The sequence below is a fragment of the Alcaligenes sp. genome (assembly GCF_050255915.1).
Taxonomy (GTDB): domain Bacteria; phylum Pseudomonadota; class Gammaproteobacteria; order Burkholderiales; family Burkholderiaceae_B; genus Alcaligenes; species Alcaligenes aquatilis.
The window spans coordinates 175,366-192,162 of the sequence record NZ_JBFWIQ010000001.1; the positions used below are offsets into that span (position 1 = coordinate 175,366).

Genomic DNA, 16,797 nt, shown 5'->3' on the forward strand with positions numbered 1-16,797 from the left:
CCTTACTGCAACTGATAGGTCAGGGATTGAATATATTGTTTGCCTGTCTGTGGCGAGCCCGCGTTGGCGGCAGTCAGGGGAACACGGATTTCCGATGGGCTATCCCGCATGTCTTCGGCGGCGGCATCGACACGGAGCTCGTAGCCGGCGTCAATCAGGGCATCCTCCAGTTCTGCTGTCACCTCCAGAGTGCGCCCGGCACCGACGCTGGCGCCGGTTACTCCTTGCAGGCGTTGGCCATCGCTGGCGGACAAGCGATTCCAGTCTGCCAGATGCTTGTAGTATTTGGCTTTGCCGCCGGCGACCCACAGTGTGCGTACATACGCGCCCTGGGCATCGGTCAGGTAGACGGCCAAATAGGCCCCGTCACCGCCGTAGTCTTTGAGGGTAGTGGAAAGTGCCACGGTACGGCCCTGCGCTAAAGAGGGCAGGGCCACGGTACAGGCTGCAGCCAGGGTGGTGAGAAGAAAACGCTTGGACATGATGGTTCTCCGGTGTGATCAAAGGGAAACAACTTCAGGGTTGAGGGCAGGAAGGACGGCGGCCAAGTGCAGGCTTCAGTGATTCCTTTCGCGCTCACGTTCGCGCTCCGGCTTGTCGTGACCCTCGCGCACTTTCATTTTCACGATGCGTAGCGTTTGCGGGTCAAGCTTGGCTTTGAACGAACGGCCTTGAGCATCCCGGCCGCGAATTTCATAGCAGCCGTCGTCAATTTTCAGGCGTTGCACCTGCCAGCCCAGACGAGCGGCATGCTCCAGGGCCGCATCCCGGCTTTGCCATTGCTGTACTGGGACATCGCAGTCGTCATCAGCACGGGCTGGCCCGGCTATCAGGGACAGGCATAGGTACACAATAAGCAGGCAGGGGGGGGATTTCATGATTTTTTCCTTGTCGTTTGAAGCCAATGCAAGAACGCTCGGAGGACATGGCAGGGTGTGTGTGCCTGGTCGTTGAGCCGACCAGCACATGGCTGCAGGGTGAGCCGATCAGGGAGGTGATTCGCGACAGGCGCGCGGACTACCCTGGCCTGGGATGAAGGGCAGGGGAGACGGGTAAGGAGCCGGACTGTACAGGCACAATGAGGCTTTGTTGGAACGGCGAAAGAAAGTGGATAGAGCCCTTGTTTGTCTCATCGACTATCTCTTGGAAATGAGTACTGGTTAACCTGTTTTCACGTAACGGCGCCGTAAAAAGAAATACGGCTAGTGTAGCGACTACGGGGCCTGATGAAATGAGTTTACGCTGGTGGGCATTGCCAAAGATCAAAAAAAGCGCAGCAGAAATCTGGTGCGCTTTTTGTGTGGGGCTTTACGGTTCAACTGCGGCTGGCCAATGCCGGGAATTCGGCAAAATAGCCTCGAATGCCCGTCAAAATAGCCTGGGCGATCTTGTCCTGATGCGAGGAACTACGCAGCAGACGTTCTTCTTCCGGATTACTGATAAATGCCGTTTCAATCAGAATTGAAGGAATATCGGGGGCTTTCAACACAGCAAAACCGGCGCGCTCGACACGACGTTTATGCAGGCGGTTGATCTTGCCGATCTCGCCCAGTAGACGCGAGCCCACTTTTACCGAATCGTTGATCTGGGCAGCCGTAGACAGGTCCAGCAAAATTTGCGCGACCTGCCGGTTATGGGAACCCAGGTTCAGACCGCCGATCAAGTCGGCATCATTCTCTTTTTTTGCCAGCCAACGGGCCGCCGAGCTGGTTGCCCCGTTTTGAGACAAAGCGTACACGGACGAGCCACGCGCGCTAGGTTTGATCCAGGCATCTGCGTGAATACTGATAAACAGATCCGCCTTTACCCGTCGAGCTTTTTGCACACGTACTTGCAGCGGGACGAAAAAGTCTGAATCCCGCGTCAAATACGTACGCATATTGGGCTGCGCATCAATCAGGCGCTTCAAACGTCGAGCGATGTTTAGCACCACATCTTTCTCGCGCGTACCACCCGGACCAATGGCACCGGGATCCTCTCCGCCATGACCGGGGTCCAGTGCAATCAACAAAGGACGATTGGGTGTGCCAGGTGTTGCCGCCGGCGAAGGAGCGCGGGGCGGGGTGCTGACGGGTGGGGGAGTCCGTGCCACAGCGGGTGGCAGGGATTGCCCTCGGACAGTTGGCACTGGAGCGTCAGGCGAATTTTGAGCCAGGCTTTCCAGCACGGAAGCCAAGGGGTCATCGTCGTCCTGAATTTGCAGGGCCAGTAGCGGGTCCTGGGCCACGCGCGGGTACAAGTCCAGAACCAGACGGTACTTGTATTCACCAACGGGCTTGAGTGTAAAGATCTGGGGGGCGATGGGCTGTTTCAGATCCAATACCAGACGCACGACGTCGGGCCGGTTCTGGCCCACACGCACCGAGCGAATATAGGGATCGTTAGGACGGACTTTGGAAACCAGCTCCTCGATAGTGCGGTTCATGGTCAGTCCCTGGATGTCCACCACCATGCGATGGGGATTTTCCAGCGTGAAGTGCTCGGCCTTGAGCTCGCTATCCATTTCAAGGGTGACGCGGGTGTATTCGTCAGCCGGCCAGGTACGGACGGCCACGATGGTGCTGGCGTTCGCCAGTCGCGGGATGACAGGAAGCAGGAACAGGGTAGTGGCCGTGGCGACGAATCGGCGACGGGCCTTGCCGGCGGGGGCTACTTCTGCAGGCTGGGGGCGAGTGTCGTAATCCATAGCGTTCCTTTGGCGCTGTGTGCATCCAGAGTGGCCAAACGACCGTCACCGCAATAATCCAGGTGTAAATCCAGATCGGGCTCGGGCAATAAATCCCCTGCTTTTTCGGGCCATTCGATCAGCACAACGGCATTGTCTTGCAAAATATCGCGAAAACCTGCATCGACCCATTCTCGTGGATCGCTAAATCTATAGAAATCAAGATGATAGAAGTATAAGCTAGAAACTTTATAACTTTCAAGTAAAGCGTAGCTGGGGCTTTTGATACGACCGGTAACACCGCAGGCTCGTAACAGGGCGCGAACGAAGTGGGTTTTACCGGCGCCCAGATCACCATGAAGGTGAATTCGGCCCCCCAGGGGTACGCCAGGCACCTGACCGCTAAGCAAGGGAGCAAGTCGCTCGGCCAAGGCGGTGGTGGCGTCCTCGTCAGGCAAGGACAGGGTCAACGCATGCGGATTCATAGGCGAGGATCAGGTAGCAAGGGATAACCACAGCGGAATGGTCAAGCCCGCTAGTATAGTGCCGATCGACATGGTTAGCGCGACCATGCGGCTATCGGCCCCCATACGGGCAGCCAGGACGTGGGCAGAAGAGGCCGTAGGCAGAGCGGCAAACACCAGTAACATCTGGCGCTCCAGTGGGCTCATATCCAACACCCAGGCAGTTGCCAAGGCAGCCAGGGGCAAAGCCAGCAGTTTGATGGCCGTGATCCAGCTGATCAGTGCGCCCGCCCGGCGCGAGCCTTGCAGCGATAGGGCGGCACCGACACACAGTAAACCAATCCCCAAGGCGCAGGCCCCCAAGCGGCTAAAGGCCAATTGAACCGGGCCTGGTACGGACAAACCAGCCAGATTCCAGGCCAATGCCGCTACGGTAGACAGGATCAGGGGATTTTTAAGCAGTTCGATTGCGATGCGGCCTTGTTGCCCACGCGCCAGCACGGTGACGGCCACCATATTGGCCATGGGAACCGAAAAACCTACCAGCAAGGCCATGACCGCCACTCCCGGTGGGCCAGCAATCGCGCTGGCCAGGGACATCCCTAAATAGGTATTGAAGCGAAATGCACATTGGGTCAGGGCCGCATGCTGCAAAAGTTCGGGTTTCAAAATAGGCAGGGCCAGCCAGGCCAGTAAGGTGCCGACAGAAATTAAAACAGCGGCAGCCACTAATAGAGGCCACGTGTCAGCCAAATTGAGGGGGATACGGGTAATGGAATCAAACAGCAGTGCAGGAAACAGCACGTAATAGACTAGTTTTTCGGCACCCTGGAAAAAATCCCGACCGAAATGGAAGCGGCGCAGCAACAAAGCCCCCAGTGCAATCAACAGAAAATCGGGCAGGATCAGCGGAAAAATGGTGGTCATAATGACGGTCGTTAAAGGCAGATATAGGTATATCCCCTGTAAGTATCTGCTTTCACAATTAACAATGGTTGGGGATTAGCTGCGCTATTATTGTTTGGTTCCCCTTACCCAGGGGATGGATCTACAAAAAGACGAAAGAGGAGATGTTCCCATGATAGAGAAGTTTCCCAAGAAATTTGCACTGCTATCCCTTTGTGCAAGTTTGTCCATGATCGGCACGGCCAATGTCGCGCACGCTCAAGCGGATTACCCTAATCAGGCGATTCGCGTCATTGTTCCGTTTGCGCCCGGTGGCTCCACCGATATTGTGGCGCGTATTGTGACCAAGGGCATGAGCGAAGTGTTGGGTCAATCCATGGTGATAGAAAACAAGGGTGGTGCCGGTGGCGCTATTGGAGCGGCAGAGGCGGCTCGCGCTAAACCTGACGGCTACACCTTGTCGATCGCGACTGTCTCGACCTTGGCCGTGAACCCCGCCTGCCGTCCCAATGATCTGCCCTATGATCCCTTGAAAGACTTTTTGCCGGTCAGCAACTTTGCCAACCTGCCCAACGTGATCGAGGTCAATCCCAAATTTCCGGCACAAAACTTCAAAGAGTTCGTGCAGCAGTTGAAAGCGAATCCCGGTAAATATTCTTATGGCAGCTCCGGGACATGCTCGGTGTTGCACTTGTTTGGTGAAGCCTTCAAGCTGGCAACCGGCACAGACATCGTCCATGTGCCTTACCGGGGCTCCGGTCCTGCTGTGACCGATGCCGTTGGTGGCCAGATCAACGCCATGTTTGATAACTTGCCTTCCTCCATGGCTCAGATTCAGGCTGGTAATTTACGCGCCTTGGCGATTGCCTGGCCCGAACGTCTGCCTGCGCTCAAAGATGTGCCGACCCTGGCTGAGGAAGGTTACCCGCAGCTAAATAGTCCAGCCTGGTATGGTCTGCTGGCCCCTAAGGGTACGCCTCCTGAAATTGTTGCCAAGTTGCATGCAGCCGCTGTTGAGGCTTTGAAAAAGCCTGAAATTATTGCTGCCCTGGAAAAGCAGGGAGCAACACCTTCGGGTAATTCGCCTGAAGAGTTCGCCAAGGAAATCAAAGAGCAGTACGACTGGGCCCACGACGTGGTCAAGAAAGGCAATATCAAGCTGGAATAAGGTTTGAATCAGAGGTAGTAATAAAAAAACCGGCCTGTGCAGGCCGGTTTTTTATGTCAGCCCTAAGGCTTAGCCACGATTGGCTTGCAGCACGGTCAGGGCTGTCATGTTGATGATGCGGCGTACGGTCGAGCTGTAAGTCAGAATATGCACAGGAGCATTGGCACCCATCAGGAAGGGGCCAATGGCGACGTTGCTGCCGGCGGCGGTTTTGAGCAGGTTGTAGCTGATATTGCCGGCATCCACGTTCGGGCAGACCAGCAGGTTGGCAGAGCCTGTCAGCGAAGAGTTAGGCAAGGTGCGGCTACGCAGGGCCTCGTCCAGCGCGCAGTCGGCGTGCATTTCGCCTTCTACTTGCAGGTCCGGTGCCTGTTCGTGAATCAGCTTGAGCGCTTCGCGCATCTTGGGGCCGGAGGCGGCTGAATCCGAACCGAAGTTAGAGCGCGACAGCAGGGCTACCTTGGGTTCCAGACTCAGCGTGCTCAACATGCGGGCCGCTTCAATCGTGTATTCCGCAATTTCCTGCGCATTCGGGTCGTCGTTGACGTGCGTATCGGTCAGGGCAAGTGTGCGCTCGCCCAGGAGCAGGATGTTCATGGCGGCGTACACGCTGGAGTCGGGCTTGCGACCGATCATCTCGTCGATGTAGCGCAGGTGGTTGTGGTAGGAGCCGATTGTGCCGCAAATCATGCCATCGGCATCGCCCAGGTGCACCATGGTGGCGCCAATCAGCGTCAGGCGGCGACGCATTTCCACGCGAGCCATTTCCTTGCTGATCCCGCGACGGCACATTTTTTCCCAATAGGTGGTCCAGTACTGGTGGAAGCGGTCGTCTGATTCCGGATTAGTCACTTCCACATCCACGCCCAAACGCAGGCGCAGACCGAATTTCTTGATGCGGGACAGCAGTACGGCAGGGCGGCCCACCAGAATCGGGTGAGCCAATTTCTCATCCACAATCACTTGTACGGCACGCAGCACACGCTCCTCTTCGCCCTCGGTAAAGACGATGCGAGCCTTGCCGCCTTCGCGCACCAGTTGCTTGGCGATGGCAAAAACGGGCTTCATGAATGCGCCGGAGTGGTAGACAAACTGTTGCAACTTGGCAATGTAGCCTTCCAGATCGGCGATAGGGCGGGTTGCCACGCCTTCTTCCATGGCCGCCTGGGCCACGGCGGGGGCGATACGCACGATCAGACGGGGATCAAAGGGTTTGGGAATCAGGTACTCGGGGCCAAAACTCAGTCCATAACCACCGTAGGCTGCGGCTACTGCTTCGTCTTGCTCTTCTTCGGCCAGAGCAGCAATGGCGCGGGCAGCCGCTTTTTCCATGCCACGGGTAATCGTGGTGGCGCCCACATCCAGCGCACCGCGAAAGATGTAGGGGAAGCACAGCACGTTGTTGACCTGGTTCGGGAAGTCCGAACGGCCAGTTGCCATGATCACGTCGTCGCGGGCGGCTTTGGCCACTTCAGGCAGGATTTCGGGGGTGGGGTTAGCCAGCGCCATCACAAAAGGACGGTCTGCCATCTTTTGCAGCATTTCAGCTTTCAGCACACCGCCGGCGGACAGGCCCAGGAACACATCGGCGTTTTCGATGACGTCCGCCAGCTTGCGGGCCTCGGTTTCTTTGGCGAAACGAGCCAGCTCGGGCACTTGGTGGCCAGGGCGGCCTTTGTAGACCACACCATCAATGTCCGTTACCCAGACGTTTTCTTCGGGCAGACCCATGTCCACCATCAGGTCCAGGCACGCCAAAGCGGCCGCACCGGCACCGGAGGTCACGACTTTGATCTTCTTGATGTCTTTGCCGACAACTTTCAGGCCGTTCAGAAACGCTGCCGACACGCAGATGGCGGTACCGTGCTGGTCGTCGTGAAAGACAGGGATGTTCATGCGCTCGCGCAGCTTGCGCTCAACCTCAAAACACTCGGGTGCCTTGATATCTTCCAGGTTGATGCCCCCGAAGGTAGGCTCCAGGCCGGCGATGATGTCCACCAGTTTGTCGGGATCGGTTTCGTTGATTTCGATATCAAAGACATCCAGGCCAGCAAACTTCTTGAATAAAACGGCCTTGCCTTCCATCACGGGCTTGGAGGCCAAGGCACCGATATTGCCCAGGCCCAGCACGGCAGTACCGTTGGAGATCACGCCCACCAGGTTGCCACGGCCGGTGTAGCGGAAGGCATTTTGTGGGTCAACCACGATTTCTTCGCAGGCGGCAGCAACACCTGGGGAATAGGCCAGGCCCAGGTCACGCTGGCTGACCAAAGGTTTGGTCGCGGCAATAGTGACTTTGCCGGGAATGGGGAACTCGTGGTAATCCAGGGCGGCTTGTCGATCTACAGGTGAACTCATTGCGTGTCCTTTTGTTCAGGCGCCAAACAGGGGTTTGGTGAAATCCAGGGAAGGCGTGGCGAATAGTGCGTCACTGCCGGTTTTCAACAAGTGTAGATAATTAAACAGGCCCGGGTATTAGGGCTTATTATTACCCTATTAGTAAATGCTTATGGATAGAGGTAAGGGCTTGGAATCAAACGAAATCGCGCATCGCTTGGTGCAACGACTCAAGCTGCGCCACTTGGCCTTGCTGATCGAGATCGAACGCTTGGGTTCGCTGACCAAAGTGGCGGATTTAATGGCGATGAGCCAGCCTGCGGTGACCCAGGCCCTGGCCGAGGTGGAACAAGTTTTTGGCACGCCGCTGTTTTTGCGCTCCTCCCGTGGCATGGAGGCAACACCCCAAGGTCAGATCGTGATTTCACGCGCTCGGGCGATGGTCCAGGACATGGAATTGTTGAGTCTGGATTTGCAGGCGCACAGCATGGGGCGGCAAGCGCATTTGCGTCTGGGTGTGATTCCTTTTGTGTCCGGCAAACTGGTTTCTACGGCCTTGCGGGCGACCCGCCCTCAGGGACAGGTGGTTTCTGTCAGCATTACCGAAGGTTTGACGGAAACCCTGCTGGAACAACTGCGTGATCATGCCCTGGATGCCGTGGTGGCGCGCAGCTCTGCGGATCTGAATATGAAAGGGCTGCGCCATGAGGCCTTGTACGCGCAGCAACCGCGTCTGATTGCCAGTCGGGAACTGGCAGGCCGACTGGGACGTCGCAAGCTGGACTGGTCGCAGTTGCAGGATCTGGACTGGATTCTGGGGCCGCGCAGTACGCCCATGCGGCGGCAGGTGGCCAACCTGTTTTTACGCGCGGGCTTGCCCGAGCCTGTGCCCAGCGTGGAAACGTCTTCACCCAAGCTGATCGGTGAGTTGATCGTGAATCACTCCCGGGCCGTCTCCGTGGTTCCCACTGAAATTGCCGAGGAACTGGTACGGGTATCCGGGGTGGCCATCGTGCCGTATTCCTTTGAATGGGGGCTGTCACCGATCGCGCTTTTTACACGGGTGGCCGGTCAGCAGCGTCCGGTGGACAAGTTGTTCGCGCAGGAGCTGAAACGGGTGTGTACCGACAAGACTGTGCCTTTGGAGCGGGGGGCTTTTTTCTACTAGTGTTGTTTTGCCCGCTGCGGGCTGATGGCCAGTGTTACATCGTGAACACCCTATGCCGAGCGGGCCGGGCGAGACCTGGAAGCAGGATGTCATACCGGCTCAAGAAGCCGGATCCGCTCACGGACAAGAACCGCCCCCTGCTTTCATGTCCAGAAGTTTGGGGGGGCGGTGTACAGCGGCCTGCTTATTGCTGCCTGAGCCGCGCAAGGAGCGGATTACTGATTCACATACCAGATCGCCTTGGTTTGCTGGTACTGATCCAGGGCTTCCATTCCCTTGTCCTTGCCGCCAAAACCGGACAGTTTGAAGCCACCAAAGGGCGCGGTGATATCCCCTTCGGAAAAACCATTGACCGACACGGTGCCTGCTTTGATCTTGCGCGAGACACGTTGTGCGCGCCGTACATCCAGTGTGTAGATGGAGGCGGCCAGGCCGTATTGGGTGTCATTCGCCAAGGCGATGGCTTGTTCCTCTGTCTCGAAGGTCGTGACGGCCAGGATGGGGCCGAACACTTCCTCCTGGAACAGGCGGTCTTGCGGGGTGATGTGATCGAAGATGGTGGGTTCGATATACCAGCCACTGCCCAAGTCACTGTGGACACGCCCACCATGGACCAGTTGGGCGTTTTTACCGGGGTTCTGCAGAAAGCTGGCCACTTTTTCAAAGTGCGCTTTTTCGACCATCGGTCCGATAGACACATCCGGGTCGGTAGGCAAGCCCACTTTCCAGGAGTCCAAGCCCTGCTTGAGCTTGTGTAGCAGTGTGTCTTTCAGGCTGCTGTGTACGATCAGGCGGGAGCCGCAACTGCAGTTCTCGCTCATGTTCCAGAAGGCGGCGGCCAAGATGGAGGGAACCGCTTCGTCCAGCAGGGCGTCCTCAAAAACGACCTGAGGGCTTTTACCGCCGCATTCCAGCACGACTTCTTTCAGATTGCTTTCCGCAGAGTATTTCAGGAACAGGCGTCCCACTTCGGTGGAGCCGGTAAACGACACGATGTCCACGTCCTCGTGTCGTCCCAACGGTTCTCCTACTTTTTCTCCTGTGCCTGTGATCAGAATGAGCGCCCCCTCCGGGATGCCTGCCTGATGCGCCAGTTGTGTCATGCGATAGGCACTGAGGCTGGTCAGCTCGGATGGTTTCACAATCACCGAGTTGCCGCATACTAGGGCTGGGGCCACTTTCCAGGCGTACATCTGGGCCGGGAAGTTCCAGGGCAATACGGCGGCCACCACACCAATGGGTTCTTTGGTGATCAAACCCAGTGCTTCTGTGCCAGTGGGGGAGATTCGGCCAAAGCATTTATCAGCTGCTTCCGCATACCAACTGAAGGTGTCGATGGTGGCCGGCATATCGGTGTTCAGGCATTCGGTAATGGGTTTGCCTGCATCCACACAATCGAGCGCAGCCAGTTCCTCGGCGTGTTGCTCCAACAAGGCCACCCACTTGAGCATGATCTTCTTACGGTCAGCCGGAGACAGCTCGGACCATTGCCCGGATTCAAAACTTGCGCGTGCGGCAGTGACCGCCGCTTGCACATCCGAGGCTTGGCCAGCGGCGATTTTGCCAATCACGGTCAGGTCAATAGGGCTGATGTTATCGAGCAAGCCCGCAGCCGTGGTTGGGTGGCCAGGAATCAAATGGGAAGCGTGCAGCTTGCCGGCGCGGGCCAACTCAAAGACCGTCTCTTTCTGTGTAGACATTCAAGCCTCCTGTTCGACTTGGTAAGCGTTGATTTGTGCCAGGAAGTCATCCCGTTCCTGCGCGTCGACGGGTAGCAGGGGCAGGCGTACCGAACCGACATCAATGCCGTGACGCACGCAACCCAGTTTGGCTTTTTGGTTGTAGTTACCCGATTCCATGGCGGCAATGGCGGGCAGCATGGCGGCCATCATGCGGCGCACGCTGTCCCAGTCTCCTTGTTCTGCCGCTTTGAGCATTTGAACCTGCTCGGCCGGAAACACATTGGCCCCGCCACTGATCCAGCTACGGACGCCCCAGAACAGGAAGTCTGCGGCTTGGTCATCACAACCACACACCACCTGAAAATCGGGCAGATTGGCATTGACCATGGCCACTACCCGGCTGAAGTTACCGCTGCTCTCCTTGATACCCACAATGTTCTTGACCTTGGCCAGTTCGTAAACGGACTCAAGCTCGATCTGGATGCCGATGCGTGCCGGGAAGTTGTACATGACGATAGGCAGTTCGGTGGCGGCGGCGACTTCTTTGAAATACGCCACCACTTCATTTTGGCCCGGCAGGCTGTAAGGAGTGGGGGAGAGCATCAGCGCTTCGTAACCCAACTCCTCGGCTTCGCGGATTCGGCTGATGGCTTCGGCAGGTGACATGGAGTTCACGCCGGCAATCAGTGTTGTACGGCCACGGCCGGTGTTGGCAACAATCTCCAGCACGCGGCGGCGCTCTTGTGCGCTCAGTGCGTAGTATTCGCCCGTGGTGCCACAAGCCACGATGCCACCCACGCCGGCTTCAATAAAGCACTCGACCAGGCGCTCCAGAGCAGCTTCATTTAGTTGGTTGTTGGCGTCAAACGGGGTAACGATGGGAACGAGAATTCCGTTCAGATTCATGATGTCTCCAGATTATTAGTCGTTGGTCTATCGGTTTACTCAATGACCTTGCGGGTGAAGGCGCTAAGGTAGGCCATTAGCGTTTCAGAGCCTTGCAAGGCCAAGTCGGGGTTTCCAGCCTGGATGCCTTCAGCCAGTGTGAAATGAGCTTGGGCGCCGGCTTCCAGGTCGCCTTCGTATTGATAGGCGTACCAGAATCGTCTGCACTGAACGATCATGGGCGTGACCGCTTGCACAGCAAAGGTGTTGCGACAGGCCTGGTGGATGACTTCGTCCAAATGCTGATCGGCCAGCATATAGGCGTCGATATCCTTGGCGTTGGCGGCATCGACCATGGCCTGGGCGTGGCCGAGCAAGGCGCTGCGCTGCGCCGGGCTTGCCCAGCGGGCAGCGCCCTGCACAATCAGGCGCTCCAGAACCCGGCGCGTTTCAATCAGGGTCAAGTGTTCAGCCACACGGATTTCACTGACACGCAGACCACGGCGGGGCTGCTGCTCGATCAATCCCAGGGCGACCATGCGCATCAGGGCTTCACGCAAGGGGGTGCGCCCCAAACCTGTCATTTCCACCAGATCACTTTCCACAATGGCCTGACCAGGCTCCAGTTTGAGTGTGGCAATTAACTGCTCAATCGCTTGGTAAGCGGTTTCAGCGGCACGAGAAGAAGGGGCAGGGGCGCTACTCACAGAGACTCCAATACAAAAAATGACGTTAAAAGCCGGAGACTTGCTGGGGTAACCAGGTTGCAATCGCGGGAAACAGCGCCACGATCAGCAAGGTCAGTAACTGAGCAAGAACAAACGGCATTACACCTCGACAAACTTGTCCGTATGTCATGTCTTTGGGGGCAATGGACAAGAGGTAGAAAATGGATGAGGCCAGGGGCGGTGTCAGATAGCTGGTTTGAATAACGACAATCACCATCACGCCAAACCACAAGGGGTCCAGTCCTGTTGCCACAATAAAGGGCAGGAACAGCGGCACGCAAATCAGGACGTTGGCAGTCCAGTCCAGCACAAAGCCCAGCAAAAATACGATACCCAGAAACAGAATGATCGTACCGGTGCTGCCCAGGCCCAGATCACTGGTCAGCATGTGTACCAGCTTGGCGCCGCCATTGGCAGCGAAGGCGCCGGTAAACATGGTGCCCCCGGCCACAATCAGCATGATCATCGCGGTAATGCGTACCGTAATCCGTAATGCGCCACTGAAAACGTCCCAGTTGAACTGACGGTAGAAAATGCACAGGACAGCGGCGGCTGCCGCGCCCAGGGCAGCGGCCTCGGTGGGCGATGCAATCCCTTTCATCAAGGAGCCCAGAACGGCGATGATCAGCAGCATCATGGGAACCAGACCACGCATCGTAATACTGATTTTTTCACCCAATGGTCGGCGCATATCCTCGTCGTCCGCCCGAGGCCCCAGCTCCGGTTTGAGCGTGGTGGCGATCAGGATGTAGCCCACAAACAGCGTGGTCATCAACAGGCCCGGAAAGAGCATGGCAGCAAATAACTCTCCCACCGGAACCTGTGCCAGGGAGGCGTAGACGACTGCGACCACCGACGGAGGGATCATGGTGCCCAGCGACCCGCCGGCGCAGATCGTGCCGGCGATCAGGGAGTTGTTGTAGCGAAAGCGTTTCATGGCCGGGATGGCCATCAGCCCCACCATGATCTCTACCGCCCCCACCACACCGGCTGCGGCGGCAAAGGTGGCGGCCATGGCGATAGTGGCAATGGCCAGCCCGCCTGGCAGACCACCTAGCCATAATTGCATGGTGCGAAACAGGCGGGCAGCAATACCTGAACGCTCCAGCAGCGCCCCCATCAGCACAAACATGGGAATCGCTGACAGGATATGGTTGGTGGCCGCTCCATACAGAGCACCGTACATCTGATCAAAGACCATGGGGCCAAAGGCGTACCAACCCGCCAGAAAAGCCGGCAGGATCAGTGCAAACGCCACGGGCATGCCCTGAAAAACCAGCAGAAACAGAGCGGGAAACATCAGTCCGGCAATCCATAAGTTCATGGGTTCACCTCGACCTCAGTATGGCTTTGCCCGTTGACCGCGCAGCGCAAGCCATGCGCCAGCAGTTGCAAGGTGAAGGCGACCAGACCAATGGCAATGCAGGCGTAGAACGGCCACATCATGGGGGCCCAGGGGCTGACCATTTCAACTTCGTTCAGCTTCCAGGCCATCCAGGCTTTGTTGATGCCAACTTTGCTCAATACGGCAAACAGGGGAAACAGCACCAGCAAGTACAGGACTACATCTGAAATACGGGCAAAGGACTTGGGTAAGTGCTTGCGAACCACATCAATGCTGATGTGTTCGTTCTGACGCATGACCCAGGCCATGCCCAGCAGAAAAATGGCTCCGTTCATCATGTACGCGATATCGAAGGCCCAGACTGTTGGCGCATGCAGCACGTAGCGGGCAAAGACTTCCCACACCATGGCCGTGACCAGGATGGCTGCAGCCAACTGCGCCAACCTGGCACTGACAAGGGCAACAAAGTCGATCAGTTTTGAAATAGGCTGCAGCATGGCAGCTCTCCTTCAGAAAGTAGGACTTAGTCGCGGATCAGGTAATTGCTCTCGCTGCGCCAACGAGTCAGAAAACCATCGTAGTCCGCCAGCAGATTTTTCATGTAGTCGTTGCCGGACTGCGCCTGGGCCTCGGCTTTCTTGTGTACCCAGTCATTGCCAGCCTCGGCCAATTGTTTGATGAAGGCCGGATCCAGGGTGATGACTTCGTTGCGTCCCTGGCGATACTTCTCCATGGCCTTGATGTCGGCGTTATAGAAGTAGTCCAGCGATTGATGCGTGGTCAGCTCAGCGGCGGCCTCAATGAGTGGCTGCAGATCGGCGGGCACCTTGTCCCAGGTTTCCTGCTTGAGGACGACTTCCCACATAAAAGTAGGCTGGTGCACACCCGGTACGACGATGTATTTGGCCGCCTGATGAAAACCTTCTGGGGTATTGGAAGAAGGAGTTGCCCATTCCACGGCATCGACCCCTTTGCGTTGCAGCAAGGTGTAGGTATCACCAGGAGGCACAACCGTGGGTACCGCAGCGAAATAGTCTTTCATCACATCGGCCCAGGCGCCGGAGGTTCGGTACTTCAGCCCTTTCAGGTCTTCAGCGGTTCGGATTGGGGTATTGGAGTGCGCCAGCACTTCGGTGGAGCCCAGCCCCACAATCATGGTTTTCAGGCCATTTTTGGAACGTAGTTCCTGCAGCTTTTCCTTGCCGCCGCCTTCATAGAGCCAGACGCGATAGGCATCGGGCCCCATGCCGCCGGGATACCCTGCAAAAATGGCATTGGCTGGGTCCTGGTTGACCAGATAGCTGGAGGTGGAGTGGCCCGCTTCTACCACGCCTGTTTCTACCGCTTCAAAGACTTTAAGGGCGGGAACGATTACTCCGGCTCCAAAGGGCTGAATCTCGACACGGTCCCCCGTCATGAGTTTCACGTTCTTTGCAAAACGCTCCAGAAAATTCTGATAAAACGGGGAGCCTTCGGGAACCGAAGTCGGGACGCGCCAGCTAATTTCGGCTGCCTGTGTCGAGGCTATGCCGCTTAGTAAAAACAGGCCAGCCAAGGTGGATGCAACAAGTTTGGAATTCATGTTTGTCTCCAGTGGTTTTTTTATAGTCCAGCTCTGTCAGAGGCCGACGGCCAGGGGCAGAGTATGGGATCGATCTTAATATTTTATAAATATATTAACAACATATTTAGATTGGGGTTTGTCCTAAAAAGGGCTGAAAATGGCGTTGTGGGCGGGGCTTGGGTTTTTTCAGTAAGCGGCAAGGCAGGGAAAACCTTTCCAGACTGGGGGCTGAGGCGGTTTTTGGACTACGGAGTCATTCGTGGTCTGGATGCTTTTAGGCTTGTCTGGCGTATCTTGGGGCCGCTTTGTGAAGCTGTTTCAAACCTTTCACCTCTGCGGTCTAGCTGGTACACTTTGCGGCTGCTTTTCTGACAAGCGCACAGAGGCAGGACAGGTAGGTTGAACCGCCTTTTTGCTGTAGCACTTTCAGTAGCAGCAGGCAGGAAAACACCCGGTTTTTTGCAGACAAGAAAAGGCGTCGGATCTGCCCTTATATGTTGTAAAGCCTGAATTCCTGCCGTGTATGTGGCGTCTGGCCTGCTTGGGCCCACTCCACAGAAAGCCCGCCGGGCCCATAGTTAAATGGATATAACTTTCCCCTCCTAAGGGAAGATTGCAGGTTCGATTCCTGCTGGGCCCGCCATCGTATTTTTAATCGCACTGTTCTCTTGGCTCCTTGATCTTGGGGCTGAGGGGCGTGCGCATAAGCAGCTTAGCCATGACACTCCAAGGTTGGAAACGCCGCGCTTTTTACGTGGGTTTGTTTGAGTTTTTTGCCATTGTTTTTTCTTCTTTCCTGCTGGCGTATTTTGCCGGTGGAAAGGCCTCTGAATCTGCACCTATTGCCGTCGCGATCTCGGTGATTGCGATTGTTTGGAACTACGTGTTCAACACCGCTTTTGAGTATTGGGAGTCTCGCCAAACGGTCAAAGGCCGCAGCCTGTTGCGCCGTAGCGTGCATGCCGTCAGTTTTGAGGCTGGCCTGGTGATTGCCATCGTGCCTTTGTATATGTGGTGGTATCAGGTTGGCTTGATGGAAGCGCTGCGGATGGAAGTGGCCATTCTGGTGTTCTTCTTGATCTACTCCTTTATCTTTAGCTGGACCTTTGACCGGGTGTTTGGCTTGCCAGCCAGTGCGGCTTGAGGCCTTGGCTCCCGTAGATAGAAAAAGCCGCGTAATGCGGCTTTTTTGTTGTCGACCTGGGGCTGACAAGGCGTCGTCCCCTCCGGCTTAGGTTTAGGGCGGGCACTGGCATTCGGGGCAGGGTAGGACCGTTCGTTCAGGCCTTGCTTGCAAACGGGGTTGGTGAATACAGGAGGTGGGGCGTAATGCGCCGCCGGGTGCATCCGGCTACTGTTAACCCGATTTGGATTCCCGGCGTGCCTGACAGATACGCGCATGATGAGTGTCTGCCCACTTCACCAGTTCCCGCATGGGCACCAGAAAGGACTGCCCCAGTTCGGTCAGTGTGTATTCCACGCGTGGCGGCACTTCTGCGTACAAGGTTCGTTGTACAAACCCATCCGTTTCCAGGCGCTTGAGTGTGCGCGAGAGCATCTGACGGGAAATATCGCCGATTTCCCGACTTAGTTCGTTAAAGCGCAGCGTGCCCGGTGCCAGGGACTCCAGGATCAGCAGACTCCATTGATCGCCAATTCGGTCCAGCACATCCCGGATGGGGCAGGGTTGCTCGAACTCTTCCTGTATCAGGCTGAAAGCCTGTGTAGTGGCGCTTGATGAGGACATGGCGACTTGCTCTCCTGTGTTCAATAGTCACTTCCGTGTGACCTAGTATGGCCGGCGTGACTTCTTGTGGACTGTCAAAAAACTGTCTAGCATCACACTTAATGGTCTACTTTATAGACCAGGTCTTTATTTGAGCAC

General features: G+C 56.6%; 16 protein-coding genes and 1 tRNA gene. 4 read left to right on the forward strand and 13 right to left on the reverse strand.

What is annotated here, in order from left to right:
• Nucleotides 1-2: 2 nt before the first annotated feature.
• The 5 genes from AB7E06_RS00775 to AB7E06_RS00795 all read right to left on the reverse strand — a co-directional run bounded on the left by AB7E06_RS00775 (nt 3) and on the right by AB7E06_RS00795 (nt 4,056).
• Nucleotides 3-482 (reverse strand): DUF2271 domain-containing protein, encoded by a 480-nt coding sequence (locus AB7E06_RS00775; protein WP_094195797.1) that lies wholly within the window; start codon nt 480-482, stop codon nt 3-5.
• A 75-nt stretch (nt 483-557) separates the two neighbouring features.
• Nucleotides 558-878 carry a PepSY domain-containing protein gene (locus AB7E06_RS00780; protein WP_094195798.1) on the reverse strand — a complete coding sequence of 107 codons (321 nt, stop codon included), beginning with the start codon at nt 876-878 and terminating at the stop codon, nt 558-560.
• A 437-nt stretch (nt 879-1,315) separates the two neighbouring features.
• Nucleotides 1,316-2,686, reverse strand: coding sequence for an N-acetylmuramoyl-L-alanine amidase (locus tag AB7E06_RS00785; protein WP_094195799.1), 1,371 nt, complete (start codon nt 2,684-2,686; stop codon nt 1,316-1,318).
• A complete protein-coding gene (gene tsaE, locus AB7E06_RS00790) occupies nt 2,650-3,150 on the reverse strand; it encodes a tRNA (adenosine(37)-N6)-threonylcarbamoyltransferase complex ATPase subunit type 1 TsaE (protein ID WP_094195800.1) in 501 nt (166 codons plus the stop codon). The genes AB7E06_RS00785 and tsaE overlap by 37 nt, the downstream gene beginning before the upstream one ends.
• Nucleotides 3,151-3,159: 9 nt before the next feature.
• Entirely contained in the window at nt 3,160-4,056 is an 897-nt protein-coding gene (locus AB7E06_RS00795; protein ID WP_249461275.1) for an AEC family transporter, read from the reverse strand.
• Nucleotides 4,057-4,264: 208 nt separating this feature from the next.
• On the opposite strand from AB7E06_RS00795, the gene AB7E06_RS00800 reads away from it, so the two are divergent.
• Nucleotides 4,265-5,203: a tripartite tricarboxylate transporter substrate binding protein BugE gene (locus AB7E06_RS00800; RefSeq protein ID WP_234354421.1), complete on the forward strand. Its 939-nt coding sequence runs from the start codon at nt 4,265-4,267 to the stop codon at nt 5,201-5,203.
• Nucleotides 5,204-5,272: 69 nt separating this feature from the next.
• Here AB7E06_RS00800 and AB7E06_RS00805 read toward each other — a convergent pair whose 3' ends face one another.
• Nucleotides 5,273-7,561 carry an NADP-dependent malic enzyme gene (locus AB7E06_RS00805; RefSeq protein ID WP_094195803.1) on the reverse strand — a complete coding sequence of 763 codons (2,289 nt, stop codon included), beginning with the start codon at nt 7,559-7,561 and terminating at the stop codon, nt 5,273-5,275.
• A 151-nt stretch (nt 7,562-7,712) separates the two neighbouring features.
• Between AB7E06_RS00805 and AB7E06_RS00810 the strand changes: the two genes are divergently transcribed.
• The gene (locus tag AB7E06_RS00810) at nt 7,713-8,708 is read left to right on the forward strand and encodes a LysR substrate-binding domain-containing protein (RefSeq protein WP_094195804.1); all 996 of its coding nucleotides are present in this window, start codon (nt 7,713-7,715) and stop codon (nt 8,706-8,708) included.
• A gap of 215 nt (nt 8,709-8,923) precedes the next feature.
• Here the strand turns inward: AB7E06_RS00810 and AB7E06_RS00815 are convergent, their stop codons facing one another.
• Genes AB7E06_RS00815 through dctP form a run of 6 tightly spaced genes read right to left on the reverse strand, consistent with a single transcriptional unit; the run spans nt 8,924 to nt 14,930 of the window.
• Nucleotides 8,924-10,408, reverse strand: a complete 1,485-nt coding sequence (locus AB7E06_RS00815; protein ID WP_094195805.1) for an aldehyde dehydrogenase — start codon at nt 10,406-10,408, stop codon at nt 8,924-8,926.
• The gene (gene dapA, locus AB7E06_RS00820; protein ID WP_094195806.1) at nt 10,409-11,296 is read right to left on the reverse strand and encodes a 4-hydroxy-tetrahydrodipicolinate synthase; all 888 of its coding nucleotides are present in this window, start codon (nt 11,294-11,296) and stop codon (nt 10,409-10,411) included.
• Nucleotides 11,297-11,331: 35 nt separating this feature from the next.
• Nucleotides 11,332-11,982, reverse strand: a complete 651-nt coding sequence (locus tag AB7E06_RS00825) for a GntR family transcriptional regulator (protein WP_108728010.1) — start codon at nt 11,980-11,982, stop codon at nt 11,332-11,334.
• Between the two features lie 25 nt (nt 11,983-12,007).
• Nucleotides 12,008-13,327 (reverse strand): TRAP transporter large permease, encoded by a 1,320-nt coding sequence (locus AB7E06_RS00830; RefSeq protein WP_094195808.1) that lies wholly within the window; start codon nt 13,325-13,327, stop codon nt 12,008-12,010.
• On the reverse strand, nt 13,324-13,845 hold the full coding sequence (locus AB7E06_RS00835; RefSeq protein ID WP_249461279.1) for a TRAP transporter small permease subunit: 522 nt from the start codon (nt 13,843-13,845) through the stop codon (nt 13,324-13,326). The genes AB7E06_RS00830 and AB7E06_RS00835 overlap by 4 nt, the downstream gene beginning before the upstream one ends.
• Before the next feature lie 26 nt (nt 13,846-13,871).
• Nucleotides 13,872-14,930: a TRAP transporter substrate-binding protein DctP gene (gene dctP, locus AB7E06_RS00840; RefSeq protein WP_427954719.1), complete on the reverse strand. Its 1,059-nt coding sequence runs from the start codon at nt 14,928-14,930 to the stop codon at nt 13,872-13,874.
• A 550-nt stretch (nt 14,931-15,480) separates the two neighbouring features.
• Here dctP and AB7E06_RS00845 point away from each other — a divergent pair.
• Together AB7E06_RS00845 and AB7E06_RS00850 are read left to right on the forward strand one after the other, a co-directional pair.
• Nucleotides 15,481-15,555: transfer RNA gene (locus AB7E06_RS00845), tRNA-Arg, on the forward strand.
• A 75-nt stretch (nt 15,556-15,630) separates the two neighbouring features.
• Entirely contained in the window at nt 15,631-16,056 is a 426-nt protein-coding gene (locus tag AB7E06_RS00850; protein ID WP_427954721.1) for a PACE efflux transporter, read from the forward strand.
• Between the two features lie 213 nt (nt 16,057-16,269).
• On the opposite strand, the gene AB7E06_RS00855 is transcribed toward AB7E06_RS00850, so the two are convergent.
• Nucleotides 16,270-16,659: a winged helix-turn-helix transcriptional regulator gene (locus AB7E06_RS00855; RefSeq protein ID WP_427954723.1), complete on the reverse strand. Its 390-nt coding sequence runs from the start codon at nt 16,657-16,659 to the stop codon at nt 16,270-16,272.
• Nucleotides 16,660-16,797 lie beyond the last annotated feature (138 nt).